This is a genomic window from Novosphingobium sp. Leaf2 (assembly GCF_001421325.1).
Taxonomy (GTDB): Bacteria; Pseudomonadota; Alphaproteobacteria; order Sphingomonadales; family Sphingomonadaceae; genus Novosphingobium.
This window is the reverse complement of record NZ_LMJY01000002.1, coordinates 86,827-112,268: the sequence shown is the minus strand read 5'-3', so window position 1 is coordinate 112,268 and position 25,442 is coordinate 86,827. Positions and strand designations below refer to the sequence as shown.

Below are 25,442 nucleotides of genomic sequence, written 5' to 3'. Positions count from 1 at the left end.
CCCCAGTGAGCCGCTGCTATCCGTAGCACTGGCCTGCTTCATCCTAAATATCGGCATGCTCGCGCCGATCCGCCTCACTAACTGTCCCGGCCTCATTGACCTGATGCTCACCGCAGAGGAGCACTCCGAGCCAAGCTTTGTCCTCAACGGTGTGCAATGCGCCGTCAGTCAGATCGGCGGGGGGCACGCGCTGCTGGAGGCGGTCACCTCAGACTTCGGCCTCATGGTGGTTTATCCGGGCTGGTATACAGGAGATCACGGCGAACCGGCCCACATCGCCATCGTCGGTGAAGCGCACGCCTGCATGCGGTGGCTCCCCATTGAGCAGAGCGACAAGCATCGCATTATCCTGCACCTACACATCAGCGAGACTGACAAGATGCTGTGCCATTTGTCGTCCTGACCGTCACTGCATTCGCTCAATGAGCCTTCCGCGCAACGATTGCCGACCGTTATCGCGCCTCGATAGGGCAACCATCAGCAGCACGATTCCTGAGCCAGATATCCGTCTTGAGCGGGTCGCATTTTCTTGACGAAATACAGTTCTGTGAGAACCTCTTAGAGCCAAACAGGACAGTCAGGAGGCTCGATGGGCAAGACGCTCGGCTACGCACGGATCAGCACATCGCAGGGGCAGGACGCCGCCAGCCAGAAGACGATGCTAGAGTCATTGGGCGCGGTCGTCGTGTTCGTCGATGTCGGCAACGGCTCGAAGCTCACTGGCCGCGACCAACTCGAAGCTGCCCTGCGCCTGCTCGAACCGGGAGATCAACTTCTGGCCCTTCATCCAGACAGACTCGCCAGAGACACNGAAGCTCACTGGCCGCGACCAACTCGAAGCTGCCCTGCGCCTGCTCGAACCGGGAGATCAACTTCTGGCCCTTCATCCAGACAGACTCGCCAGAGACACYGGCGACCTGCTGACGATCGCCAAGCGCGTCATTGAGAARAAGGCGGTGCTGCGGATCAATGACCCGGCCATCACGCTCGACGGCACCGACATCATGGCCGAGGTCATGCTGACCGTGTTTGGGCTCGTGGGGATGATGGAGAAGCACTTTATCAAGGCGCGGCAGCGCCGGGGCATTGAGGCGGCAAAGCTCAGGGGCGATGTCTACAAGGGCCGTCCCTCGACGATCAGCCCCGACGCTGTGCGCGATCTTCGCCAGCAGGGCTTCGGTGCCACCCAGATCGCCAAGCGTCTCAAGATCGGCCGCGCGTCGGTCTACCGGCTGCTCGCCGCCTGATCACAGGGTGTCCAGCCACTCCATGGCTTCATCGAAGGACATCGCCTTTCCCGGCTGAGCCGCCGCCCGCTCGATCATCGCGAGGAAATCCGGGTCGAGTTCTTCGCCCCGGCAGATCGGACACGGCTCGTCCGTCCCATCATCACCGCACCGTTCGCTATGCTCAATCACGATCCCGGAGCCTCCGCACATGACCCAGACCGACCATACCACAGGCTCACCGGCGTCGCTCACTGAGCACGCCGCTGACGGTCAGGGGCGTGATGATGCGGGTGTTCTTCTGGGACTCGAACCGCAAGCCAGCCTCAACATTGAAAACACAGGACAAAATCCGAGCCATCTCGCCGACCTCGACAGCCAGCCCTGCTACGCTCCTCTTCTGGGCACCCGGTCCCCAGAGAGCATCTGCTACCCCAAACTGCTACGGGAAAATGGCCCATTATCAGGCCGAAAATCCCGGAAAATCGCGCCCGTTGAGGGCCGTGTCGCCAGTCGGGATAATTATTCGGCAGACTGGCACCGGCGATTGAGAACTGTGCGCATTGCGACAATTGCCTCACTCAGATTACATTGCCTTCTGGATCAAAGTCTTCCGCAGGCTCAAGCTCATCCACTCTCTCAAAATCCTCATCCCAAACCAAGTCTTTGAACAGCAAGAACGACGGTTCGCGGATACCGGCGCGCTGAACCTCTTCCCGATCAACCTGCTCTCTTCTAAGAGCAAAACTGTCATCTTTTGGAAGCATTTGCCAAAGTTTTATCTTTGGGTGATCGCTTAGCAAACGCACGAAACTAGTAATAATAGACGGATCGCATCTGAGCCCAAACAAGATTGCGGTGATCCGAAACGGCACGCCCCGCACACCGCTTTTATTAGATACATCTCGCCACTCTTTTTCATATTTCCACTCTGACGATTTCGAGTAGAAATAGGTATCAAATACACGCTGACGGGCTAAATTATCTCCCTTTGCCTTCCAAAGCCAGAGGTCGCTGGTTTTGACGGCTCTTGGAGCCCGGTAGTTCACTGGCGCGAGTCTAGGGTGGTCCTGATCACGAGTGTCATATTCTATGCATATGCCTTTGTGTTCATCGGCATAATGGCTCCACATCAAAGCGCTTGCCCATGTTGACGACAATGCGAGAACGCCCTCGTTTCCGAGTTCGTTATCCAACTCATCTTTTATCTTGTTAGCTACGATAGTTTTCAGATAGCCCTCGACCGTTTCGTCTTTTCTATAGTCGCCATATTCAGTCGAGTAATACCTCAATTGACTAATATCCCCCTCCGCCTCCTTCTCGGTTCTTGTCCTAAGAAGCATCCGGTATAGCAGGTTTTCCAAATGTGATCGTGAGACATCGATCTCTATCGTTGGATCACAATCGAGGGGATCATTGAAGGTTTTAGGTTTAGCGTAAAATACCTCTGCCTGAATCACTGACCGGAGAGAGTTGATATGAAACGGGCGGTATTTGTATAGCTTATCAGGCACGGAACTTTTCCCCGGAGCGGTGCTCGCTCACCTTATGAGCAAGGTTGACCGCAGTCTTCCCTATCCGCACCATGATTTAGCCCCTTGTGGCAATAGCATATCGCATCAGAGCAGGTGGCGGACATCCACCTGCGCGAACGACAGCTTTCCCACGGCGTCATTGAGCACATCAACCCGGTAACCACTGCCGTAATTCTCGTGGACAGCGGTTCGAGATGAACCGGTGGTCCAACCGCCAAGTAGTAGTGCGATGTCGTGGTCGATCCGTGCCGCGCGTAGCTCGTCCCTAAAGTTGTGTCGAAACGAGTGGAACGAAGTGCGGCTCCGCTGCGCGCCGCACGCGCGGAGGAACTGGGTGAACCATTTGCTGAAAGCCACCGGGCGCGAGCCCGTTGATCCCGTCTCGATATCGTCGAACAGCTTCTTCTCCCCCGCCTTTCGCTTCGCCTCGGCGAAGTGAAGCAACCCACAGTCGATGAGCGTCGGGTGGACAGGAATGAGCCGGTCGCTCGCGGTAGTCTTCAACTGCTTATCGGTCGTCCCGTTCAGTGAGCGCAGGCTCACCACGATACAATCGACGCCATCTACGGTGCGGATATCGGTGGCATCAAGCTGGCAGATTTCACCCAGTCGTGCGCCGGTGAACAGCGCGATGAGCGGCACCCAGAATCGCGCGTTGCGTGGGCGGTGATCCCCAACTTTGTTGTAGCCGCGCCCGCCATCGACGCAGCCGCGATAGAGCGGCGCATTGAAGATCGCATGAAGCTGGTCCCGGTTGAACGGTGAGCGCTTGTCCCGCTTGTTGATAGGGTCGGGCAGACGCAATCCCCTTGCCGGGTTCCGGGCGAGCAGTTCCTCATTGACCGCCCAGTTGAGGAAGCTGCTCATATTGGACATCAGGGAGTTGGCATTTGCCGCGCTTATTACCTTGATGTCGCCGCGCAGGCGGGCGCGATCTGCGGCCTCTCGCGGCGAGAGCTTCGGAAACAGTTTCCCCGCGTTTGCGGGGAGGAAGCGCAGCACATCCAGCATATCGCGGCAGTGCGCGCGCGAGATCGACGCGACGGGAACGGCCTCACCGATCACCGCGATGGCGAGCTTCCTACTCGTCTCATACGCCTCCCGCGTGTTGGCGGTCCAAGCGCGCGTCGGATCGTCGATGTAGCTGCGATATGCCTCGGCGAGCGTGAGCGGGCTATCGGGCTCAATGCTGGCGACGAGCGGAAGCGCGATTGGGGTTGGGATCGGGCGCTCGACAGGATCGTCCTTCGACGGTTCAATGAGCATCGCATCTACAGGCATGCCCGCCATCGCGCGGGCGTGCTCGATCTCCATTTCGATCCGGGCGACGACTCCCGGCAATCGACGCAGCGCGACCGAAAGGCTGTCCGTCCGAAGCGAGCGCCAGATTTCGAGCCGGTTCAGCAGTCGCTGAGTGTCCACGGGCACAGTGTGCCGATAGTAGAGTTTTTGCCCCCGTCGAAGCACACCACGGGGCAAATCCCGTAGCAGCTTACCGTAGCAAACACGGCCCTCAACGGTAGCAGTTTGGGGTAGCAGATGCTCTCTGGGGACCGTTTTTTGGACGATCCCCGAGAGATATCAAGCACTTGAGAAGTGCTGGTGCCCAGAAGAGGACTCGAACCTCCACGACCTTGCGATCGCCAGCACCTGAAGCTGGTGCGTCTACCAATTCCGCCATCTGGGCACGGGCGAAAGCGCTGAATGACGCCTTCGCTGGGTAGGAGGGCGCCTCTAAGGGGGGGGCAGCGGCATGTCAACGGGCTACCGGGCAATTTATTCGATGGTATGCGATATTCGCCGACATCGCGGCGCGGGGATCATCTGTCAGGCAACTGCCGGTTGCTCCTCACTTTGGGTTGTGGCAGGGCCTTGGCAATGTGCTTCGGCCCGGTAATCGTTCGGGCGGCGAGCGAAGGATCGATCGGACCATGAGCATCACCAATCCCCTTTCCGGCAAGATCGTCACCGTGCTCGGCGGCAGCGGCTTCGTCGGCCGGCATCTGGCGCAGGAACTGCTGAGCCGCGGCGCGCGCGTGCGGATCGCCAGCCGTCATCCGCGCAAGGCGTTTGCCGTCAAACCGCTGGGCAACCTGGGCCAGGTCCAGTTCGTGGGCGTGGACGTGACGCGGCAGCACACACTGGCGGCGGTGCTGGCCGGATCGGACATGGTGGTCAATCTCGTCGGCGCGTTTTCGGGCAACCTGGATGCGTTGCAAGGCCAGGGCGCGGGGGTGATCGCTGCGGCAGCCCGGACGGCGGGCGTAGCGGCTTTCGTCCACGTGTCCGTGATCGGCGCGGATGCCGAATCGCCAATCGCGTATGTACGCACCAAGGGCGAAGGCGAGACTTCGGTGCTGACCGCCTTCCCGCACGCGACGATCGTGCGCCCTTCGCTCGTGTTCGGGCCGGACGACAAGTTCGTCACGATGTTCGCCGAACTGATCTCGCGCTTTCCGATACTGCCAGTGTTCGGGCCGCAAGCCAAGCTCCAGCCGGTGTTCGTGGACGATGTGGCCGAAGCGATCGCCAGTGCCCTGGCCGATCCCGCTGCACATGGCGGCAAAGTATACGAGCTGGCTGGCCCCGAAGTCGTCACCATGCTGGATTTCAATCGCCGCATCGCTGCGGCGCAGGGTCGTTCACGCAGTTTTGCGGAGCTGCCTGATGCGGTGTCCAGCCTGATTGCCAGCGCCACCGGTTGGCTGCCCGGTGCGCCGATCACCAGCGATCAGTTCGCGTTGCTGAAAGCCGGCAGCGTCGCCACCGGCACCGTGCCCGGCATCACCGATCTGGGCGTGACGCCGCGTCCCCTGGGCCTGTTCCTGGACCGCTGGATGACACGCTTCCGCAAGAACGGGCGGTTTGGCAACAAGTACGCCGCCTGAGGCGCGGCCTCAGCCGTCGACCTCGGCGTAGTGCGTCGGTGGCTGAATCACCTCCATTCGCTCGCTCAAAAGAGGGCGAAAGGAAGGCCGGGACTTCATTACCAGATACCAGGCGCGGGCCTGTTCGTGGCTCGACCAGTCAAGCCCGCCCAGATAATCCGCGACGGATATCTGGGCGGCGGCGGCAAGGTCCGCCAGGGTCATCGTGGCGCCGGCCAGCCAGGGGCGATTGTCGATCAGGTAATCGATGTAATCCAGGTAATCGTGCGCCAGCTTCATCGATTCGCGCAGCGCCTTGGCGTCGGGGGACTGACGCAGGACCAGGCGCTTCTTCATGCGTTCAAGCAGCAGCGGGCCAGATACATCGTTGTGAAAATTCTCGTCGAACATCGCGATCAGGCGCCGGATCTCGGCGCGCTGCTGGGCGGTGCCGCTGATCTGCGGGTTGCGTTCGACGGTTTCCTCGAAATACTCGCAGATCGCCCGGCTATCGGCCAGCACGATGCCTTTTTCCGTTTCGCGCACGACCGGAGTGCGGCCCGCCGGGTTCATGGCGAACAAGCGGTCCTCATCCTCCCAGGGACGCGCGGTTTGCAGTTCGTAGGCGATGCCCTTTTCGGCCATCAGGAGCCGGACCTTGCGGCTGAACGGGCAGAGCGGGAACTGATAGATGTGCCACATTCCCGAGCGATGCCAAAGCCGCACGGCAGCGTCCAGACGGGGGCGGACGCGACGTCGGCAATCGCGTGGATAAGTCCGCATGCCGGCGCGGTGTGCCGGGAAAATCGTCTGGCCCTGCCCGCAGCGCCGCCGTAAGGCCCGGTTAGCGCGCGCATAAGGAAGGCCTAACGCACATGACGCTTCATACCTGGTGGCTGTTCGTGGGCGTGGTATTCATGGTGTGCGGCACGCCCGGCCCCAATATGCTGCATGTCCTGTCGCGCAGCGTGGAATACGGCGCGCGCGCCAGCGTGGTGGCGATGGCCGGGTGCCTTTCGGCGATCCTGCTGCTGATGAGCGCGTCCGCCGCCGGGCTGACCACCCTGCTGCTGGCCGTGCCCGGATCGTTCGAGGTGCTGCGCTGGGCAGGCGTTGCGTATCTGACGTACCTGGGCGTGAAGGCGTGGCGCAGCCCGGTAGCCGCCGCGCCAGACGCCGACCGGCGTGACCGGCCCCCCGCGCCGCGCCGGCCCTCAGCGTGGGTGCTGTATCGCGGCGGCTTTGCGATCGCCATCAGCAACCCCAAGGCGATCCTGTTCGCCGCCGCGTTCTTCCCCCAGTTCATCGACCCTGCCGCACCCAAGCCCGCACAGTTCGCGATCCTGCTGGGCACCTTCAGCGTGGTGGAGACCGGGTGGTACTGCGTCTATGCGCTGGGTGGCCGCTCGCTCGCGCGCCATCTGGCGCGGCCCGCCGTCAAGCGCGCGTTCAACCGGCTGACCGGCGCGGTCTTCGTGGGCTTCGGCCTTGCCCTCATCAACGCGCGCCCGGCCTGAGCCGCGCTTACCCACAAGGAACCTGCACCATGCCCGACAGTACGTCCGATACCGGCGACGACTATATCTACGACGAGGACAGCGGCGAATGGCTACCCGCATCCCGCCTCGCTGCCGACCGCACCGCCACCCGCGCCGCGCAGAACGCGGTGGAAGTGCGCGACGCGGTGGGCAACCTGCTGGCGGACGGCGACGCGGTGACCCTGATCAAGGACCTGACCGTCAAAGGCGCCGGCCAGACCCTGAAGCGCGGCACCCTAATCCCCGCCATCCGCCTGACCGGCGACGCGCAGGAGATCGATTGCAAGTATCCGGGGATCAAGGGGCTGGTGCTGCGGGCGGAGTTTGTAAGGAAGCGGTGAGGCCCGGCGCACCAAAGGCAGGAAAGAGCCGGACTAAAGCGGAAATCAAATCCTGCCGAATGGGCGAAAGACAGCGCATCGATCTGCGCCGGGCACCTTCAAAATGCCTCATGGGCGCGGAAGGCAAACACATTGGCCGGACCGCGATCGCGGTTGTAGCCCGGATTGGCAATGTGCTGGTAGTCAAGTGAGAACTCGACCCCTTTTAGCGCGACCACCTTGTAGTAGGCCTCGCCGATGTATTCCGATCCAGGATGCGGCAGCCTGCCGTCGCCCACCAGGACGCCGAGACCACCAGCGTCAAGATACCGCTGATGTTCGCGGCTGATGCCGTTGACGATGAACACCGCGCCGATGGTATCGCCGCCGCGGCCCCAGCCGGCACCTTTGAGCGCGAGGCCCAACTGCCCCGTGCGATCTATATCGGTGAAGTCATACGGCTCGACCTGACCATTGGCCACGCCGGCGCGTGCGAACAGCCCGAGCGTGTCCGTCACAGCTTGCTCTGCGTTGATGCTGACGCCGGCGCGAGTCCGCCGACGACGGACCAGTGCGGTGTCTGCATCGGCACCGGTTTGCGCAGCAAGCGCCAGAGCGTCATCGAAGCGACCGAATTGACCGCGATTGCGAAACACTGTCACCCTAACTGCTCCCGGACGCCCGGCAAGCATGTGTCGATGCTCAATCTCGGCATCGAGCTGATATTGCTGGAACCCCGTTTCCAGCGTTTCACCGTTCGGAACCTTGGAGAGGTTGAAAGCGCCGAGCCGGAACGTCCATGCGCTGCGATACCATTCGGCCGCGATACCGGTGGTGTAGCCCCAGGCGTCAGCGGCATAATCGAAGCTGCCCGCATCCACCGCCGACCAGTTGAGAAAATCACCGCGCGGATCATGCGCATAGCTATTGGTGTCGAACACGTCGCCAACACCGAACTTGCCGACAGTCAGCACAAGACGATCCTTTGCACGCGCCTCGCCAAGCTGGTTGGCCGCCCCCTCCACCGCCTCACGTTCGCCGCCAAGCCCGATCGTCTGGCGGAAAAACGCCCGCTGAAGCCGAAAATACGGATTGTTGCGGCCAACTTTGTAAGCTTCCGCGCTTGGGAAACCGGCAACCCCCAATGTGTTCGACAGGCCGAAGCCCTGGTCGATCTCAGGATTCACCCATAGTTCCGCCCCGGCCCAAGGCCGCACACCGGCATAGAGCGTGACGTCCACCGTCTCTTTTGCCTGTCGCGGCACGAGGCTGTTGGGGCCGGTATAGGGCGAGGCAAAACCGGGCGTGCCCTGGACCACAAACGTCGCCTGCCCGTGGATCGCTACGGTTTCATCGTCGGGCAGTGCGTCCGACGACGAGGCGGGCGCAGGTGTGGTCGCAGAGGGCAAGTGCTCCTGAACGGTTTGGGCCTGTGCGGGCGCGAAGTTAGTGAGACCCGCGAGCACGACAGCATGTGCCAGCGCAAAGATCCGGCTCTCGGATAGAAACCCAAGCAGCTTGACGCAGGTGGTATCGGCGCGCCGTTGTACGCGCAGCATGTAAACGGTCATGTGCGACCTCCTCAGTTTTTCCGGTTCATCCGGCTCGGGAGATCGCTACCTAGGCGTCAGACGCTTGGCGCAAACTCCGCAAACCGTTCACATCCCGGGTTGACGACAAAGCAGGCAAAGCGCCGTCTATCGTCCTCGCAGAATGTGGGGCTAGATTGGCTGTTCATCGTCATCCTTGGTTTCGGGTACGCAAGCGTACGCGATATTATCGAGTCGCAATCCTTTGCAACCGATGGACGCCGCATACCCACCTGGGGTATAGGATCAAGTGCAATTTGGAGCACGCATGAGCCACATCGAAAAAGAAAAGAAAAAGCTGCTCAATCGTCTCAAGCGTATGCGCGGCCAGATCGCGGCGATCGAGAGGGCTGTGGAGGAGGACCAGGAATGTGCCCGCGTTCTGCAACAGGCAACGGCCTGTCGCGGTGCGCTCGACGGGTTTATCGCAGAAGTGATCGAAGACCATATCCGCGAGCATCTGATCGATCCCGCGTCCCCACCCGATAGTCCGCAGCGTGCAGCCGCTGACGAACTGGTAGAAATCGTCCACGCCTACTTAACGTGAGGCGTTCTTTGAAAAAAACCTCTGTTTCCGGACTGCAGCATTCACCACGGCACGGGGTTAAAAATATGGGAGGGGCTGACGGCCTGGCCGTCATCCCCTCCCAACCTTCACCCCCCGCGCGATAGCAAAAACACCGCGTGTTCCGCGCGAAAATTTGCCGCCGCCGCGCTGCACCGGGTGTCGCCGGACAGGAACCACTGTCCTTCCACGGTGATCCCGCGTTCGCGCAGCAAGGCGCGCGGAAGTCGTTGATGGTGAGGTGGTGGATGTTGGGGGTTTCGTACCATGCCACCGGCGGCAGGCGCGTCACCGGTATGGGGCCGTTCCACAGCAGCGACGTGCGCACGCGCGGGTGAGCGAAGTGGGGAAACTGCCGAAAGCCTTGCGCCTGCGCGACAGCGATTGGCGGCGGCGTTTCCCACGCTAGCCGATCGGGTCACCCTGTCCGCCTATGCCCGTTGCCCCATACCGCGTCATGGGATCAGCCGTTCGGCGCGCAAACGCTTGAACAGCGCGAAAAATGCGTCGTCGGTGGGCTGGTATCCGGTGAAGCCCAGCCGCCGGCTCTTCGACATGTCGGTGACGACCTCGATCGGGCGGCCCAGATCGGCGTCGGTGTGCCAGGGTGAGGCAAGGCGGGCGAGATCGGGCTCTGCCAGTCCCTTGCGGGTCGCGATTTCCTTCCACACCTGCGCGTCGCCCGCCATCTGCTGCTCCAGCGGCCGGACGGTGCCATCGAACGGCGTTGCCTCGATGCCGAACCACGCGGCGATCCGCTCCCACATCCACTGCCAGCGAAAGACGTCGCCGTTGACGATGTTGAACGCCTCGTTGTGCGTCGCCGGGGTTTCCGTCGCCCACAGCAGATGACGGGCAAGCTGGCCGGCGTCCGTCATGTCGGTCAGGCCCGACCATTGTGCTGCGGAGCCGGGAAACACGAAAGGCCGCCCGGTCTCCCGGCAAACCGTGGCATAAACCGCCAGCGTCGTGCCCATGTTCATCGCATTGCCAACGGCCAGGCCGATCACCGTGTGTGGGCTGTGCACGCTCCAGCTAAAACCGTCGCGCGCGGCGGCTGCGAAAAGCGCGTCTTCCTGCGCGTAGTAAAAGTTTTCGATGTCGAGCCGGCCCTGCGTTTCGCGAAACGGGGTTTGCGGCAGCGTGCCTTTTCCATACGCCTCGAACGGGCCAAGGTAATGCTTCAGGCCAGTCACCAGCGCAACGTGGCGCGGCCCGCCGGACTTGGGCAATCCGTCCAGCAGATTTCGAACCATGGCGGAATTGACGCGGATATTCTCCGCCTCGCTGTCCTGCCGCAGCCAGGTTGAAATAAACACGGCATCGGGATCGATAGCGCGCAGTGCTTCGGCTGTCCCGGCCCGGTCCTGCAGATCGGCCACGACGGGTTGCACCCCAACCTGGCCGGTGGGTCGGCGCGCCAAACCGTGGACCGTCCAGCCGTGGTCGAGCAAAAGCGTCGCCGTTGCACTGCCAGCGATACCGCTCGCGCCTACCACCAATGCGGTTTTCGTCATGATCATCTCCTTGTATGATCCGAACTAGGCATTGGCTTACGCTCGGTCTAGACGGCACCGTTCACGACCCCAGGCACCTGAAGGTAACCATATGCAGCCACAAACGCCCGACGATGAATGGCGGGAAGACTGTGCACCGCGGCGCGTGCTTGAACTGTTTGCCACGAAATGGACCAGCATGGTCCTGCATACGCTGCATGCCCGCCACGGGGGTGCCGCCCGCACCGGCGTGCTATTGCGCAGTCTGCCGGGCATCTCCAAGAAAATGCTGACCCAGACGGTTCGTGACATGGAAGTCAGCGGACTGCTCAGCCGGCACGTGCACAGCGCGATACCGCCCATGGTCGAATATCGCCTGACAGAACTTGGCCTGCGATTTGTGGAACCGGTAGAGCTTTTGTATGGATGGGGCCGAGACAACGCCGACGCTCTGGATCAGTTGGTGCCTCGTCCAAGCTCGCGCCGCGCCTGAGCGCTGCCGCGCGCAGTATGGATAGAGCCGTCCTCAGTCCTCAGTCCTCAGTCCTCAGTCCTCAGTCCTCAGTCGCCTCACCCCCGTGCCAGCAAGAACACCGCATGTTCCGCCCGGAAATTCGCCGCCGCCGCGCTGCACCGGGTGTCGCCGGACAGGAACCACTGCCCCTCCACGGTGATCCCGCGTTCGCGCAGCAGGGCGCGGAAGTCGTTGATGGTGAGGTGGTGGATGTTGGGGGTTTCGTACCACGCCACCGGCAGCAGGCGCGTTACCGGCATGCGGCCGTTCCACAACAGCGACGTGCGCACGCGCCAGTGGGCGAAGTTGGGGAAGCTGACGAAGGCCTTGCGGCCGATGCGCAGCAATTCCTCCAGCACCACGTCGGGGCGCATCGTGGTCTGCAGGGTTTGCGAGAGGATCGCGTAGTCCACCGACTTGTCGGGATAGAAGGCGAGGTCGCGGTCGGCATCGCCCTGGATCACGGACAGGCCCTTGGCGACGCACGCGCCCACGTTCGGCCCGTCCAGCTCCATGCCGCGTGTGGCGCAGCCCTGCCCGTCGCGCAGGGCCTGCATCAAGGTGCCGTCGCCGCAGCCCACGTCCAGCACGCTGGCGCGCGGGGCCACGTTGTCTGCGATTACCGCAAGATCGGGGCGCAGGCCCTGTTTGTGCGCGGCGTTCATCCCAGGAACCCCTGCACCACCCGGTCGAGCGCGGGCACATCCAGCAGGAAGGAATCGTGGCCGAACGGGGCGGACAGTTCCACGAAGCTGACCGGGTGCCCGGCCGCGTTGAGCGCGTGGACCACGTTGCGCGATTCGGCGGTGGGATACAGCCAGTCGGTATCGAAGCTGACCAGGCAGTAGCGCGCTTTCGACCGGGCAAACGCGTTGGCGAGCAGGCCGCCGTGCTCCTCGGCCAGATCGAAGTAATCCATCGCGCGGGTGATGTAGAGGTACGAATTGGCGTCGAACCGGTCGGTAAACGACAGGCCTTGATAGCGCAGGTACGATTCGATCTGGAAATCGGCGTCGAACCCGAACGTCTTTTCCTCGCGGTTCTGCAGGCGGCGGCCGAACTTTTCGGTGAGCCCCGCCTCGGACAGATACGTGATGTGCGCGGCCATGCGCGCCACGGACAGGCCTTTTTCCGGGCCTTTGCCAAACGCGTAATAGTCCCCGTCCCGCCATTCCGGGTCGGCCATGATCGCCTGGCGGCCCACTTCGTGGAAGGCGATGTTCTGCGCGGAGTGGCGTGCGGTGGACGCCAGCACCAGCACCGCGCGGGTGCGCTCGGGGAAGTTGGCGGCGAGGCTCAACGCCTGCATCCCGCCCATCGATCCGCCGACCACGGCATGCAGCGCGTCGATCCCCAGCGCGTCCAGCACGGCGATGTGGCCTTTCACCATGTCGCGGATGGTGATGACCGGAAAGCGCATGCCCCACGGCTGCCCATCGGGCGAGAGGCTGGCCGGCCCGGTCGATCCCATGCACGAGCCGATGACGTTGGCGCAGATCACGAAGTAGCGGTCGGTGTCGATCGGCTTGCCCGGCCCCACCATGCGCACCCACCAGCCGGGCTTGCCGGTCTTGGGATGGTTGGACACCACGTAGTGATCGCCGGTCAGCGCGTGGCAGATGAAGATCGCGTTGTCCCTGGCCGCGTTGAGCGTGCCGCATGTTTCGTACGCGATGCGCGGGCACGCAAGGCTTTGCCCACCGTCGAGAAACAGCGGCATGTCGAGGTCCAGAACGCGGTTCTGCGTGGGGATGGGTTGCGCGGGGGCCATGATCGTTTCGCCAGTTAAGGGCCAGCCATTAGGGATTCAATCCGCCCCTGTCATTAGCGGCCTTGCTGGGGTATGGGCGCCCCGTCATGCCCGAAACGATCACCACCACCGCCGGCCCTGAACCCAAGCCCTGGATTTCGGCGATCCATGCCTATGTTCCGGGGCGCTCCACCGGGGCGGACGGCCAGCGCCTCATCAAGCTGTCGGCGAACGAAAATCCGCTCGGCACCAGCCCGGCTGCCCTTGCCGCACGCGCGCAGGCCCCAGCGCTTTACCCCGATCCGGACAGCACCGCCCTGCGCGAAGCCATCGGCGCGGCCCACGGCATCGACCCGGCGCGCGTGGTGATGGGCACCGGTTCGGACGAACTGCTCAACCTGATCGCCCAAGGCTATGCGGGGCCGGGCGACGAGGTAATCTACGTGCGCTACGGCTTTTCGGTGTACGACATCGCCGCACGGCGCTGCGGCGCGACGCCGGTGGTGGCGCCGCACGCCGATTACGGCACCGACGTTGACGCGCTGCTGGCACTGGTGAGCGAGCGCACCCGCGTGGTGTTCGTCGCCAACCCCAACAACCCCACCGGCTCTTACCTGCCGGGCGGCGAAATTGCGCGCCTGCATGCCGGGCTGCCGTCTGACGTGGTGCTGGTCATCGACCAGGCCTATGCCGAATATGTCGCGCCGCAAGACGCCGATGGCGCGCTGGCGCTGTCCGCCGCGCACGACAACGTGCTGGTGACGCGCACCTTCTCCAAGATCTTCGGCCTTGCCGGAGAACGGATCGGCTGGGCCACCGGCGCACCGGGCCTGATCGGCACGCTCAACCGCATTCGCGGGCCGTTCAACGTGTCCGCCACCGGCCAGGCGATGGCACTGGCGGCGCTGGGCGATACCGCATTCGTGGAAGCCAGCCGCGTCCACAACCGGGATGAGCGCGCCCGCTTCGTCACCCGGCTGGAAGCGCTGGGCAATCACGGCCTGCGCCCCCTGCCCAGCCAAGCCAACTTCGTGCTGGTGCTGTTCGAGGGCGCGCTGAGCGCTGAGGCAGCGTTCGAGGGGCTGGCGGATCGCGGCTACATCGTGCGCTGGCTGCCAAGCCAGGGCCTGCCCCACGCGCTGCGTATCACCATCGGTGCCGCGCACGATATGGACGCGATCGCAGATGCGCTGGCCGAGATGGCGGACGCCGCGAAATGACGTTTGCCAGCATCGCCATCATCGGCCTTGGCCTGCAGGGCGGCTCGATCGGGCTGGCGATCCGCGAATACCTGCCACACGCGCGCACCACCGGCTATGATTTGTCCGCCGAGCACCGCGCCCGAGCCGGGCAGCGCCAGCTGGTGGATACCGTGTGCGACACTGCAGCCGATGCGGTGCGCGATGCCGATCTGGTGATCTTCTGCGTGCCGCCCGGCGTGATGGGCTTCGCTGCCGAGCAGGTGCGCGATGCCTTGCCCGCCAACGCGCTCGTCAGCGATGTCGGCTCGTCGAAGCAGGCGATCGCCGAGGCGCTCACCGCAGCGCTGCCGGACCATACGGTTATCCCCGCGCATCCGGTTGCCGGCACTGAAAATTCCGGCCCGGACGCTGGCTTTGCGCACTTGTTCCGCAACCGCTGGTGCATCGTCACGCCGCCGGACAAAGTGGACATGGTAAAGCTATCGCAGCTGGTGGCCTTCTGGGAAGCGCTGGGCGCCAACGTCGAGATCATGACGCCCGAGCATCACGATCTGGTGCTGGCCGTCACCAGCCACCTGCCGCACCTGATCGCCTATACGATCGTGGGCACCGCCTCCGATCTGGAAGACGTGACGCAGGGCGAAGTCATCAAGTATTCGGCGGGGGGCTTTCGCGATTTCACGCGCATCGCTGCGTCCGATCCCACCATGTGGCGCGATGTGTTCCTGTCCAACAAGGCGGCGGTGCTGACCATGCTGCAACGCTTCACCGAAGACCTGACCGCGCTGCAACGCGCGATCCGGGTGGGGGATGGCGAGCAGCTTTTCGAACATTTCGCCCGCACCCGCGCCATCCGCCGTTCGATCATCGAGGAAGGGCAGGACGATGCCCGGCCCGATTTCGGTCGCGGTGATCATGATGGCGCCAAGGCGACACAGACTTCACCCTGATCAGCTTTTTCGGCCCGCGTGGGAGCCTGGGCCGATCCTGCGTATTCCACCCTCCGGTCCGTGCCCTTCGCCAATCAGGATACCCGCTTCCCCATGCAGCTTTCCATCGTGACGACCCTTGATTACGCCGTTCACGATGCCGTGGACGTGATGCTACAGATCGAAGCGGCGATGATCCCCGAACAACGCGTGATCCACGCACATATCGACCTGCCGCCAGTTGAGCATTTTGCCCGCATCGCCGCGCAGGCCAACATCGGCGAGCGTATCTGGCTGCGCATCGCCGCCCCGCTCAAGGTGCGCTACGAGGCGACCGTCGAAGTCGATCGCTATCTGGCTGACGTGGCGAGCCTGGACGCGGTGCCGCCGCACCAGCTGCCTGGCGAGACGGTCGATTACATGATGCCCTCGCGCTATTGCCAGTCGGACACCTTCCTGGACTTCGTGGAGGGCGAATTCGGTCACCTGAAGGGCGGCCAGCGGATAGCCGCGATGCGGGACTGGCTGGAGACGAACCTGACCTACGAGCCGGGCTCCAGCGATGCCTATACCACCGCGATCGACACGTTTCAGAGCGGGCGGGGCGTATGCCGCGATTACACGCATCTGATGATCTCGCTGGCGCGGGCCAGCGCGATCCCTGCCCGCTTCGCCAGCGTCTACGGCCTTGGCGTGGACCCACAGGATTTTCACGCGGTGGCCGAAGTGTTCCTGGACGGGATGTGGCACATGGTGGACGCCACCGGCATGTCCGCCCCCGACCGCATCGCCAAGATCGGCATCGGCCGCGACGCGGCGGACGTCTCGTTCCTGTCCAGCTTCGGCTACGTGGAGATGATTTCGCAGACGGTAGAGGTTACGGAAGTGCCGGGGTGAGGGGGCGCCAGAGCGACCCCCGAATTGCTATTGTTCCTCGCATCGTCCGGTAAATTCGGTAGTGGCCTGAATGTGCAACACGCGGGTGCGGCGATTGTAGTCGATCCGCGGCTTGTTCAGTCCGTTCATGCGATACTGGCCGGTGATGCGGTCGGGCGTTACCATCAGCCCGCTGATCGGCCACCAGCCATCCGATCCTCCCGAATGGATGGGCGACACCAACGGCCCGGCAAGACGAATGCGGCCAGATTCGCCTGAAATCTCGATTTCCGCGTCGGCTGAAAACGCTGCGCGGCCCAGCGTCGTCTCGCGTCCATACTCGAATTTGCGCGTCTTGGAATTGTAGCGATAATCGGACGTGCTCTGCGTTGCAGGTCCAGTGCCTGCGCCGATGCACACCAGGTCGATCCGGGCGCCGCCATTGGCTTGCGGCGCATAAGCCCGCGCGCCTGACGTGTCGGCAGCAGTGCGGCAATTGGCTGCAGGCACGGTGATTATGCTGGCGTATCGACCATCGCTGGTGGCCACCGAGATGCATTGGCGCTGCCGCTCGCTCCACCAGAAGGACCATTTCGTGTCACGTACCGTGTTGGTCGTGACGAACCGATAGCCCCGCGCTTCCAGCTGCGTTTCGCCCCCCGCACCCCGGGCTCCCACCAGATCGGATACATCGGGCGGCGTCTGTGCAAAGGCCTGGTGCGAAGCAACGCACCCTGCAAACGCAACGATAGTTATCGCCAGTGCACGCATGAACATCCCCTTGCACTATTTCGTGCAAATCTAACGCGATAGCAAAATACATACAATGACTAAAAGCGTGATGCTTTCAATAAGGAAGATCACTACATGTCCGAAAGATCGTAAATATCCGATGCCCAAATTTTTACGAAACCAGCGCATCTGGATGACAAAATAGTTAACGATGCTTGCAACAGCGATAACCGCCCCCGCCGTTATCGTGGCCGTTCCGGGAATGATCATAAGGCTGATCCCAATACCCATGAACAGCGCAAATATCGCCGTGGGATAGCATTGGGCGTAAAACGGGGTTTGCAGCGATTTCCGGTCGATCGGCAGCCCGCGCACTCTGACCAGCCGGGTCGCGGCGAACAGGGAAAACCCGGCGAACACGACGATCCGCAGCGCAAGTTCGCTTGCCTGATCGTTGACCAGGCCAGCCAGGCCCCGCGTATCGGCGATGATCGCATCGGACTGGCCCAGCGCCATTGAAAAGCTGTGCGAGAGCAGCAGCGACAGCGCGAGGAACAAAGGCGGGCTCAAGGCCGCGGAGTATTGATCTTCCTGCGGCAGCAACAACTGCTCGTCCGCATACTCCATCATCACAAGCGGACGCACCACCGCGCGATAGAGCGTAAGGGGAAAGAACAACAACCAGCTCGCCACCTCGTAAAGGATTTCGTCGAGCGAGCTGATCCATTTCATGAAGTCCATGCCGGCATCATCGCGGCGGCAGCGATCAAGCGCAATCCTTAAAGGCTGATGCGCGGATCTACGGCTTGATCGGGCGCCGGCCTAGATGTTCAGCGCGTTGATCGCGGCGTGCACGCGCGCTTCCACCTCTTCGCGCGGCAGGCCCGGTTCGATGCGGTTCCCCACGCGCAGGGTGATCAGGCCCGGCTTTTTCCAGCGGCGGTGATACAATCGCCCGCTGTTCACCGCCACCGGCACCACCGGCAGCGCGAGCAGTTTGTACAGGCCGGCAAACCCGGCCTGCAGCGGTGGGCGCTGGCCGGTGGGCACGCGAGTGCCTTCAGGGAAGATCGCCAGCGGCCGGCCCTGCGCGGCGAACCCGCGCGCGCTGGTCACCATCGCCCGCAGCGCCTTGGCCCCCTCACCGCGCTGGACGACGACCGCGCCATAGCGGCGCGCGGCCCAGCCCCAGCCGGGAATTTCCGCCAGTTCGGCCTTGGGAAACGGCGCGGGCTCATGCATCTGCGCGGGCAGGTCGATCGCCTCGAAGAAGCTTTCGTGCTTGATCGCCACCAGCACGCCTTCGTCCGGCAGATCGCCTTCGATCGTGATGCGGATGCCCAGGATATACCGCGCCATCCAGCGGTGCATGCGCGACCAGCCCCGCACCGTGCGCCGCAGCGCCTCATCCCCCAGCAGCGACGCCACGAAGCAGGCGATCACCATCACCACGGTGCCCAGATAAAACGCGGCGTAGAACACCAGCGAGCGCAGGACATCACCTGGCGTCGAGCGCGCGTGCTTAGGTGCGGCAGGGGTATCGTTCACATCATATCCCACAGGTTCAGCACGGCGCGGGCCAGCAGCTTGTGATATTCCAGAAACAGCGTGCCGAACGTTGGGTGCGATGGCACCGCATCCCATTCCAGCCGCACGGTATCGGGAAATGCGCGGCCCAGTTCGAGCGCGGCGCGGCGCATGTGCCAGTCCGCCGTGACGATGCGCACCGACTTCGCATTGCGCTCCGCCGCCCATTGCGCCGCCTCGATCGCGTTGGAGCGCGTATCATACGCGCGGTAGCCTAACGTTACGCAGCAGCGCATCAGCCGGGCCGGCACCTTGAACTGCACGGCAAATTCCTTGGGACGCACTTCCCGGTCCACGCCCGAAACGAGGAGGTCCGGCGCCTTGCCCGCTTCCAGCATGGCGACGGCGTGTTCGATGCGCCCCTGGCTGCCGGTCAGCACGATGATCGCATCCGTGCGCACGCTGCCGGGTAAAGGCCCAGGCAGCGCGACGGCGAACCACAGGAACCCGAAGGCCCAGATCAGCACGAGGGAAGCGACGATGCGGCGAAACATGATGCTACGCTATATAGGTGTTCGCGCGCGTTACAGCATCTTTCGCAGGGCATGCAGAACGGTGAGCCGCGCGGTGAGCATCGCCAGCAGCGTTGCCAGGATCGGCACCAGCGCCAGCAGCAGCCAATCACTCCACACCAGCGCGCCGCTGTCTATCAAGCCCGCGCCCAGACCCGCGAAGCGGCGGCCCAGCGCCAGGATCACCACCAGCGCCAGCGCCAGCCCCACAGTGCCGCCGCCGGTCGCATCGTAGCCGATGGAGCGCTGGAACACGCGCGCCACTTGCGCATCGGTGCCACCCAGCAGGTGCACAATCTCGATCGTATCGCGATTCGCGCCCAGCGCGGAGCGCGCCGCCAGCAGCACCGCCGCGGCCAGCGCGCCGGCGAGCAGCGCCACGATGGCGATGGCCAGCAGTTGCAGCGATACCATCGCATCGAACACCGGCTTCAGCCAATTGGACTGCGCATCGATCCGGGCCGAAGGCGCAACCGGGATCACCGCGCGGGTGAGCGCGGCCAATTGCGCAGCCGTGGCCGGCCCTTTCAGCCGCACGTCGATCAGCGCGGGGACGGGGATCGCTGAGCCTGCGGCATCGGTGATCCCGGTGCCCAGCCACGGCTCGATCAGCGCATCCAGTTGCGCCTGGGGCACCTGTTGCAACCCGGCAACGCCCGGCACGGTGCCGATCGCGGCCACCGCACGGGCTGCTTGCGCCGCGCGCACATCGGCGCGCGGCTCCAGGATCTGCACGGTCACGCCGCCTTCGATCTCCGCCCGGGCGTTGGATACCGCGTTGCCCAGCGTGAGCCCGGCGGCCAGCGCGATCGCGGTCATCGCCACCATGATCGCGATCACCCACGGCATCGGCCCGGCCATGCGCCCTTGCGGGATCAGTTCGACCCGCCCCCCCGCCGTCAACCTGCCACGCATCTTCACGCCGCCTGCCATCACGAGGGCCGGCGCGGGGGATAGCGCAGCGCGCCGGTGGGATCGGACAGCCGCCCCTTGTCCAGCCGCATGATCAGGCTGGCGGGCACGCGGCGCAGCAGGTCCACATCGTGCGTGGCGACCACCACGGTAGTGCCCTGCCGGTTGAGCATCTCGAACAGGCGGATGAGCTTGGCGGCCATTTCCGGGTCGACGTTGCCGGTCGGCTCGTCGGCCACCAGCATCGCCGGGCGGGCGATGACGGCGCGGGCGATGGCCACGCGCTGCTGCTCTCCTCCGGACAAGGTGGCGGGCCTCGCATCGATCCGCTCAGTCAAACCCACCCATTCCAGAATGTCGCGCACCGGGCCGGCCAGATCACGCTCGGCATGGCCGGCAACGCGCAGCGGCAGCGCCACGTTATCGAACGCGGACAAGTGGCCCACCAGCCGGAAATCCTGGAACACCACGCCGATGCGCCGCCGCATCATCGGCAGGCGGCTGCGCGGCAGGGTGATGGCATCGGTGCCGAACATGCGGATCGCCCCGCGCGACGGGCGCTGCGCCAGATACAGCAGGCGCAGCAGCGATGTCTTGCCCGCGCCGCTCGCCCCGGTCAGGAAATAGAACCGCCCGGCATGCAGGCTGAACGTCAGGTCGCTCAACACCTCGCGATCGGTGCCGTAGCGCAGGCCGACATTGTCGAAGTGGATGATCTCGCCGTCCGCGCTCATGCTCGCCAATATGCTGTTATGTCGGGCCGAACGGACGACATCGCCCCTATACGCATCCTTGCATGTGGAAAAAAGGCCATCGCGGCACGAGTCCACAGGCCAAGTGCTTGTAGCACAGGCGCAAGGCGTGCTTATGACTGGTAGCATGATCATCGCCTGCCCCGCCTGCTCGACGCGCTATGCCGTTCCGGATAGCGCCATCGGCGTGGAAGGCCGCACGGTACGCTGCGCCAAGTGCCGGCACAGCTGGTTCCAGGACGGGTACGAGCCTGCCCCGCGCGGCCATGCAGAAGCGACGCCGGCCATGGCGCCGTCGGCCGCGCGCCCTGCGGTTGCCGTGCCGGCCGCAGCCACCCCGGCGCCGGGCGCTGCGTTCACCACGCCACCGCGCGGCGCGGCGGGATATTACGATGATACCGCCAGCCGCCCTTACGCCGACGAAGGGCCGTCCAGCTTCGACTTTTCGCCCCCGTTTCGCCCGCGCCGCAACTGGACCAAGATCGGCACCTGGGCGGCGGTAGCCTTCGCCATCGCCATGCTGGGGCTGGCCGGGGCCATAGTCGCCGGTGGTCTGCCGGACTGGTTGCCCCTGCCCCGCGCCACGTTCCAGCGCGTGCAGCCCGATCTCAAGCTCGATTTTCCGCGCAGCCGGCAGGATCGCAAGCCCCTGCCCGACGGCACCGAATTCTTCAGCGTCAGCGGTACGATCACCAACATCGGCGCGCAGACCCGGTCCGTGCCCTCGCTGCTGGTGGTGCTGCGTGATCGGCGTGAAACGATCGTCTACGAAAAGGAAGTGGTGCCCGCCAAGCACCAGCTTGCACCTGGTGAAACGATCACGGTGAACGAGGCGCTGACTGACATTCCCAAGTCCGCGGCCGCAGCCGAGATCGGCTGGAAGCCGGACTGAGGCGGCTCGCCAAAGAGCCTGCCCCTTACGGCGTGGGCACCACCATGTCGGTTACCACTGCATCGTAAGCCAGCCCGTTCCACAGCCACGCCGTAACCTGCCGGCGATGGTCCGGGCCGGTTACCGAGGCGCGCCAGCGCAGCGTCCGGTCTGCCGATGCGCCGCCGCTCTGGGTGGCGGGATCGGTAGGAGCGGCATCGGGCAGGCTGGGCTTGCCGGCGCAACTGGCGACTTTGGCTGACAGCATGTCCGGCGCGGCGGGTGGGGTTGCCAGCGTTTCCCCGTGGTCAAGCACCCAGCGGTACGTGCCCTTCTTCTGCCGCTGCCAGATGGTGGTGAACCAGCCGTCCGACGCGCCTTGCGTCCACCCGCCCTTGGTCACGCCCATCGCGCCGTCACAGCTCATCCACACCTGATAGGCTTCCCACTGCACCGGGACGGGCGGGTTCTTCTGGCGTTTCAGCCACGCTTTGGCCTGGACCTGCTCAGGCTCAAACATCACGGCGGCATCGTCGGCGAAGGCGGCGAAGGCGGTCCACTGGCCTTTTTCGCGCGCCATGCGGGCAAAGGCGATTTCGGTGGCGATGAGGGCGCTGGGGTTCGCCGTACCGGTTCCCGGCGCCACCGGTCGTTTGCGTTCAGCGTGCGCCGGCCCCGCCAGCGCGGTTGCCGCCAGCATCAGGGCCGTGAGCCCCGCGCCGACAGCGCGCCGCTTCACAGCGCGCTCTCGTCGAAGGCCAGCCCGGCGTTGCGGTGCGCGGCCACGATGGTGTTGCGCAGCAGCACCGCGATGGTCATTGGCCCCACCCCGCCCGGCACCGGCGTGATCGCCCCGGCAACCGTGCTGGCGGACGCGAAATCAACGTCGCCCACCAGCCGGGTCTTGCCGGCTTCCGCGCCCGGCACGCGGTTGATCCCCACGTCGATCACGGTGGCGCCGGGCTTGAGCCAATCGGCCTTGACCATATCCGGACGGCCCACCGCCGCCACCACGATATCGGCGCGGCGCACCACCTCGGACAGGTCACGCGTGCGGCTGTGCGCGATGGTAACGGTGCAGCTTTGCGCCAGGAGCAGCTGCGCCATCGGCTTGCCGACGATGTTGGAGCGCCCGATGACCACCGCATTCAGCCCGGCGAGCGAGCCCAGTGTGTGCTGGAGCAGCATGATGCACCCCAGCGGCGTGCAGGGCACGAAGCCGGGAAGTCCGGTCGCCAGCCGCCCGACATTGACGACGTGGAAGCCATCCACGTCCTTGTCCGGGTTGATCGCGGCGATCACCTTCTGCTCGTCCATGTGCGCGGGCAGCGGCAGCTGAACCAGAATGCCGTCTACCGCCGGATCGCGGTTCAGCCGGTCCACGACCCCCAGCAACTGCGCTTCGTCCGCATCGGCGGGAAGCGTGTGCTCGAAGCTTGCCATCCCGCACGCCACGGTCTGCTTGCCCTTGCTGCGCACATAGACCTGGCTTGCCGGGTCTTCCCCCACCAGCACCACGGCAAGGCCGGCCTTGCGCCCCGCCTTGTGCGTGAACGCGGCGGCGCAATCGGCCACGCGCGCGCGCAGGCCTTCGGCAAAGCCCTTTCCGTCGATGATGGCCGCCTGGCCCATCAGGCGTAGGCCCGGGCCAGGTTGGCGAAGATGATCTGCAGGATTGTGAGGCCGATGATCAGCACCATCGGTGAAAAATCGATCGCGCCGGTGTTGGGCATGATCCGGCGAATCGGGCGGAGCAACGGTTCGAGAATGGCGTTAAGCGCGGTGTAAATCGCCGATACGAACTGGTTGTGCATGTTGACCACGTTGAACGCGATCAGCAGGCTGAGCACGAACTGCACGATCACCACGAAGACGATGATGTTGATGAGATACGATATGATCTCGTAAAGCGTGATGAACAGCAACGTGGCGGCTCCTAATGCTGCAAATAAGTCATGTTCGGGCACCGCCGGATGGCGGGCTGCGATGTTTCGGGTAATCTTCGAAGTGCTGATAGCCGACCACGACCAGCCGCCGCAAGAGCGCGTCCACCGGCGACGCCCAAAGACCGACCGGGGCTTACTGGCTTAAAGTGGACGTCCGCTCGATCCGCCAGGTCAACTGTTCCTCGCTGGCGCCGGGCACATCGTTCACGCGCCGCAGCACGATGGTGCCGCGCCGCGAGGGCTGCCCGTCAGCAAAGTCCACCACGACCGGCGCTTCGTAATAGCTGGAGCCTGCCGCCCCATCCATATCGCCCTTGCCGACCGCAAGTTTGGCCCCGGCCTTGCCGCCCAGCTGCGCCGCCAGTTTTTCAGGCGTCATCTGCGCATCCGAACTCCACACCTTGGCGGCGGCGGCCCAATTCCCCTCACGCACCGCGGTTACGTAGTAGCGTAGCACACGTTCGGGATCGCGCCGCTCGGTCAGCGCGCCGGTATCCAGGGCGACTGTAGGAGACGCCGCGGAGTCAGTCGGCGCGGCGGCGACATCGGCCACGCCATCACTGGGAGCGGCGGTGACCCGATCGCCATCGGCACCGGCGCTGGTGCTTGCCAGCGCAGCGGGCTGGCTGCCGGTCTTGTCGCAGGCGGAAAGCAGCAGCGCGGCGGAGCACAGCAGGGCGGTCCCATACAGCAAGCGGGGGGCGGCTTTGGTTCGCATGGGTTCAGGAATGCCTTTCAGTTCGCTCGCCTCTCGCCCGAAGGTCAGGCGGCGCGGATCAGAGTGCCCGCGCCTTCCTGCGTGAATATTTCAAGCAGCATGGCATGCGAAACCCGCCCGTCAAGTACAACGGCGGCCTCGCAGCCCGCCTCCACCGCGTGGATGCAGGTCTCCAGCTTCGGGATCATGCCGCCCGAGATCGTCCCGTCCGCCTTCAGCCCTGCGATGTCCGCAGGGGTCAGGTCGGTCAGCAGGTTGCCCTGCTTGTCGAGCACGCCGGTAACGTCGGTCAGCAGGAACAGCCGCGATGCGCCCAGCGCCGCCGCGATAGCACCGGCCATGGTGTCGGCGTTGACGTTGTAGGTGGACCCATCGACGCCCGAGGCGATCGGCGCGATCACCGGGATCATCCCGGCGGACGAGATCGTCTCGATCACCGAAATGTCGATCGTTTCGGGCTCACCCACGAAACCCAGGTCGACCACTTCCTCGATCAGGCTGCCCGGATCCTTGCGCGTGCGCTGCACCTTGCGCGCGGTGACCATGCCGCCGTCCTTGCCCGAAATGCCCATCGCGCGCCCGCCGGCCTTGGCCACCCAGCCCACGATCTCCTTGTTGATCGCCCCGCATAGCACCATCTCCGCCACGTCGGCGGTGGCCTTGTCGGTCACCCGCAGGCCATCCACGAAGCTGCTTTCCACGCCCATGGTCTTGAGCATCGCACCGATCTGCGGGCCGCCGCCGTGCACCACCACCGGGTTGATGCCCACCGCTTTGAGCAACACCACGTCCTCGGCAAAGTCGCGCGCCTTTTCGGGATCGCCCATCGCATGGCCGCCGTACTTCACCACGAACGTCGCGCCTGCATATCGCTGCATATACGGCAGCGCATCGACGAGGGTTGCGGCCTTGGCCAGGAGGGCGGCGTGATGCGGATTGGACATGTCACGCGCTTTACGCGGCTGCGCGGGATTTTGAACCCGATTCGCGTGATTTTTCTGACCG

30 protein-coding genes, 1 tRNA gene and 2 pseudogenes are annotated in these 25,442 nt (G+C 64.2%); 12 read left to right on the top strand and 21 right to left on the bottom strand.

Annotated elements, in window-relative coordinates:
* The 3 genes and pseudogenes from ASE49_RS18430 to ASE49_RS03635 form a co-directional block, all read left to right on the top strand.
* The coding region (locus tag ASE49_RS18430; RefSeq protein WP_162234221.1) for a hypothetical protein at positions 1-403 on the top strand (403 nt) is incomplete at its 5' end.
* 186 nt (positions 404-589) lie between these two features.
* A pseudogene (locus ASE49_RS18620) lies at positions 590-810 on the top strand (recombinase family protein); the annotation flags it as partial.
* A 146-nt stretch (positions 811-956) separates the two neighbouring features.
* On the top strand, positions 957-1,247 hold the full coding sequence (locus ASE49_RS03635; protein WP_442945934.1) for a helix-turn-helix domain-containing protein: 291 nt from the start codon (positions 957-959) through the stop codon (positions 1,245-1,247).
* On the opposite strand, the gene ASE49_RS03630 is transcribed toward ASE49_RS03635, so the two are convergent.
* From ASE49_RS03630 to ASE49_RS03615, 4 genes are all read right to left on the bottom strand, one after another.
* A complete protein-coding gene (locus ASE49_RS03630) occupies positions 1,248-1,481 on the bottom strand; it encodes a hypothetical protein (protein ID WP_056768759.1) in 234 nt (77 codons plus the stop codon). It abuts the gene before it with no gap.
* A 326-nt stretch (positions 1,482-1,807) separates the two neighbouring features.
* Positions 1,808-2,740, bottom strand: coding sequence for a DUF2971 domain-containing protein (locus tag ASE49_RS17615; RefSeq protein ID WP_156370079.1), 933 nt, complete (start codon positions 2,738-2,740; stop codon positions 1,808-1,810).
* Between the two features lie 105 nt (positions 2,741-2,845).
* On the bottom strand, positions 2,846-4,228 hold the full coding sequence (locus ASE49_RS03620; protein ID WP_327195741.1) for a DUF6538 domain-containing protein: 1,383 nt from the start codon (positions 4,226-4,228) through the stop codon (positions 2,846-2,848).
* 133 nt (positions 4,229-4,361) lie between these two features.
* Positions 4,362-4,448: transfer RNA gene (locus tag ASE49_RS03615), tRNA-Leu, on the bottom strand.
* A 244-nt stretch (positions 4,449-4,692) separates the two neighbouring features.
* Here ASE49_RS03615 and ASE49_RS03610 point away from each other — a divergent pair.
* Entirely contained in the window at positions 4,693-5,649 is a 957-nt protein-coding gene (locus ASE49_RS03610; protein ID WP_056768756.1) for a complex I NDUFA9 subunit family protein, read from the top strand.
* A 9-nt stretch (positions 5,650-5,658) separates the two neighbouring features.
* Here ASE49_RS03610 and ASE49_RS03605 read toward each other — a convergent pair whose 3' ends face one another.
* On the bottom strand, positions 5,659-6,330 hold the full coding sequence (locus ASE49_RS03605; protein WP_056768755.1) for a glutathione S-transferase family protein: 672 nt from the start codon (positions 6,328-6,330) through the stop codon (positions 5,659-5,661).
* Between the two features lie 173 nt (positions 6,331-6,503).
* On the opposite strand from ASE49_RS03605, the gene ASE49_RS03600 reads away from it, so the two are divergent.
* Together ASE49_RS03600 and ASE49_RS03595 are read left to right on the top strand one after the other, a co-directional pair.
* The gene (locus ASE49_RS03600; protein WP_056768754.1) at positions 6,504-7,145 is read left to right on the top strand and encodes a LysE family translocator; all 642 of its coding nucleotides are present in this window, start codon (positions 6,504-6,506) and stop codon (positions 7,143-7,145) included.
* A 29-nt stretch (positions 7,146-7,174) separates the two neighbouring features.
* A complete protein-coding gene (locus ASE49_RS03595) occupies positions 7,175-7,507 on the top strand; it encodes an alkylphosphonate utilization protein (RefSeq protein ID WP_056768753.1) in 333 nt (110 codons plus the stop codon).
* Between the two features lie 98 nt (positions 7,508-7,605).
* Here ASE49_RS03595 and ASE49_RS03590 read toward each other — a convergent pair whose 3' ends face one another.
* On the bottom strand, positions 7,606-9,057 hold the full coding sequence (locus tag ASE49_RS03590; RefSeq protein ID WP_235522815.1) for a carbohydrate porin: 1,452 nt from the start codon (positions 9,055-9,057) through the stop codon (positions 7,606-7,608).
* Between the two features lie 286 nt (positions 9,058-9,343).
* Here ASE49_RS03590 and ASE49_RS03585 point away from each other — a divergent pair, with 286 nt between their 5' ends.
* On the top strand, positions 9,344-9,622 hold the full coding sequence (locus ASE49_RS03585) for a metal/formaldehyde-sensitive transcriptional repressor (protein ID WP_056768752.1): 279 nt from the start codon (positions 9,344-9,346) through the stop codon (positions 9,620-9,622).
* A 107-nt stretch (positions 9,623-9,729) separates the two neighbouring features.
* On the opposite strand, the pseudogene ASE49_RS03580 reads toward ASE49_RS03585, so the two are convergent.
* Positions 9,730-10,007 (bottom strand): annotated as a pseudogene (locus tag ASE49_RS03580) (methionine biosynthesis protein MetW); the annotation flags it as partial.
* A gap of 88 nt (positions 10,008-10,095) precedes the next feature.
* A complete protein-coding gene (locus ASE49_RS03575) occupies positions 10,096-11,157 on the bottom strand; it encodes an SDR family oxidoreductase (protein WP_056768772.1) in 1,062 nt (353 codons plus the stop codon).
* 91 nt (positions 11,158-11,248) lie between these two features.
* Between ASE49_RS03575 and ASE49_RS03570 the strand changes: the two genes are divergently transcribed.
* A complete protein-coding gene (locus tag ASE49_RS03570) occupies positions 11,249-11,629 on the top strand; it encodes a winged helix-turn-helix transcriptional regulator (protein WP_056768751.1) in 381 nt (126 codons plus the stop codon).
* A gap of 77 nt (positions 11,630-11,706) precedes the next feature.
* Here the strand turns inward: ASE49_RS03570 and metW are convergent, their stop codons facing one another.
* Complete coding sequence (gene metW / locus ASE49_RS03565; RefSeq protein WP_056768750.1) at positions 11,707-12,315, bottom strand: methionine biosynthesis protein MetW; 609 nt, start codon at positions 12,313-12,315, stop codon at positions 11,707-11,709.
* Positions 12,312-13,421, bottom strand: coding sequence for a homoserine O-acetyltransferase MetX (gene metX, locus ASE49_RS03560; protein ID WP_056768749.1), 1,110 nt, complete (start codon positions 13,419-13,421; stop codon positions 12,312-12,314). Before metX ends, metW begins: the two co-directional genes overlap by 4 nt.
* Before the next feature lie 86 nt (positions 13,422-13,507).
* On the opposite strand from metX, the gene hisC reads away from it, so the two are divergent.
* The 3 genes from hisC to ASE49_RS03545 all read left to right on the top strand — a co-directional run bounded on the left by hisC (position 13,508) and on the right by ASE49_RS03545 (position 16,428).
* Positions 13,508-14,620 carry a histidinol-phosphate transaminase gene (gene hisC / locus ASE49_RS03555; RefSeq protein ID WP_056768748.1) on the top strand — a complete coding sequence of 371 codons (1,113 nt, stop codon included), beginning with the start codon at positions 13,508-13,510 and terminating at the stop codon, positions 14,618-14,620.
* Positions 14,617-15,552: a prephenate/arogenate dehydrogenase family protein gene (locus ASE49_RS03550; protein ID WP_056768747.1), complete on the top strand. Its 936-nt coding sequence runs from the start codon at positions 14,617-14,619 to the stop codon at positions 15,550-15,552. The genes hisC and ASE49_RS03550 overlap by 4 nt, the downstream gene beginning before the upstream one ends.
* Positions 15,553-15,645: 93 nt before the next feature.
* On the top strand, positions 15,646-16,428 hold the full coding sequence (locus ASE49_RS03545; protein WP_056768771.1) for a transglutaminase-like domain-containing protein: 783 nt from the start codon (positions 15,646-15,648) through the stop codon (positions 16,426-16,428).
* A 27-nt stretch (positions 16,429-16,455) separates the two neighbouring features.
* On the opposite strand, the gene ASE49_RS03540 is transcribed toward ASE49_RS03545, so the two are convergent.
* From ASE49_RS03540 to ftsE, 6 genes are all read right to left on the bottom strand, one after another.
* On the bottom strand, positions 16,456-17,178 hold the full coding sequence (locus ASE49_RS03540) for a hypothetical protein (protein ID WP_235522814.1): 723 nt from the start codon (positions 17,176-17,178) through the stop codon (positions 16,456-16,458).
* Between the two features lie 30 nt (positions 17,179-17,208).
* On the bottom strand, positions 17,209-17,880 hold the full coding sequence (locus ASE49_RS03535; RefSeq protein WP_056768745.1) for a hypothetical protein: 672 nt from the start codon (positions 17,878-17,880) through the stop codon (positions 17,209-17,211).
* Positions 17,881-17,961: 81 nt separating this feature from the next.
* On the bottom strand, positions 17,962-18,687 hold the full coding sequence (locus ASE49_RS03530) for a lysophospholipid acyltransferase family protein (RefSeq protein ID WP_056768744.1): 726 nt from the start codon (positions 18,685-18,687) through the stop codon (positions 17,962-17,964).
* Complete coding sequence (locus ASE49_RS03525; protein WP_056768743.1) at positions 18,684-19,220, bottom strand: YdcF family protein; 537 nt, start codon at positions 19,218-19,220, stop codon at positions 18,684-18,686. Before ASE49_RS03525 ends, ASE49_RS03530 begins: the two co-directional genes overlap by 4 nt.
* A gap of 30 nt (positions 19,221-19,250) precedes the next feature.
* Complete coding sequence (locus tag ASE49_RS03520) at positions 19,251-20,153, bottom strand: cell division protein FtsX (RefSeq protein WP_082456288.1); 903 nt, start codon at positions 20,151-20,153, stop codon at positions 19,251-19,253.
* A gap of 17 nt (positions 20,154-20,170) precedes the next feature.
* Positions 20,171-20,884, bottom strand: coding sequence for a cell division ATP-binding protein FtsE (gene ftsE, locus ASE49_RS03515; RefSeq protein ID WP_056768741.1), 714 nt, complete (start codon positions 20,882-20,884; stop codon positions 20,171-20,173).
* Between the two features lie 145 nt (positions 20,885-21,029).
* Between ftsE and ASE49_RS03510 the strand changes: the two genes are divergently transcribed.
* Positions 21,030-21,794 (top strand): MJ0042-type zinc finger domain-containing protein, encoded by a 765-nt coding sequence (locus ASE49_RS03510; protein WP_056768740.1) that lies wholly within the window; start codon positions 21,030-21,032, stop codon positions 21,792-21,794.
* Between the two features lie 25 nt (positions 21,795-21,819).
* Here ASE49_RS03510 and ASE49_RS03505 read toward each other — a convergent pair whose 3' ends face one another.
* The 5 genes from ASE49_RS03505 to argB form a co-directional block, all read right to left on the bottom strand.
* Positions 21,820-22,512, bottom strand: coding sequence for a hypothetical protein (locus tag ASE49_RS03505; protein ID WP_056768739.1), 693 nt, complete (start codon positions 22,510-22,512; stop codon positions 21,820-21,822).
* Positions 22,509-23,405 carry a bifunctional methylenetetrahydrofolate dehydrogenase/methenyltetrahydrofolate cyclohydrolase FolD gene (gene folD, locus ASE49_RS03500; protein WP_056768738.1) on the bottom strand — a complete coding sequence of 299 codons (897 nt, stop codon included), beginning with the start codon at positions 23,403-23,405 and terminating at the stop codon, positions 22,509-22,511. The genes ASE49_RS03505 and folD overlap by 4 nt, the downstream gene beginning before the upstream one ends.
* Complete coding sequence (locus tag ASE49_RS03495) at positions 23,405-23,698, bottom strand: YggT family protein (protein WP_056768737.1); 294 nt, start codon at positions 23,696-23,698, stop codon at positions 23,405-23,407. Before ASE49_RS03495 ends, folD begins: the two co-directional genes overlap by 1 nt.
* Before the next feature lie 154 nt (positions 23,699-23,852).
* Positions 23,853-24,437 (bottom strand): hypothetical protein, encoded by a 585-nt coding sequence (locus ASE49_RS03490; RefSeq protein ID WP_056768736.1) that lies wholly within the window; start codon positions 24,435-24,437, stop codon positions 23,853-23,855.
* 44 nt (positions 24,438-24,481) lie between these two features.
* Positions 24,482-25,381 carry an acetylglutamate kinase gene (gene argB, locus ASE49_RS03485; protein ID WP_056768735.1) on the bottom strand — a complete coding sequence of 300 codons (900 nt, stop codon included), beginning with the start codon at positions 25,379-25,381 and terminating at the stop codon, positions 24,482-24,484.
* Positions 25,382-25,442: the final 61 nt, after the last annotated feature.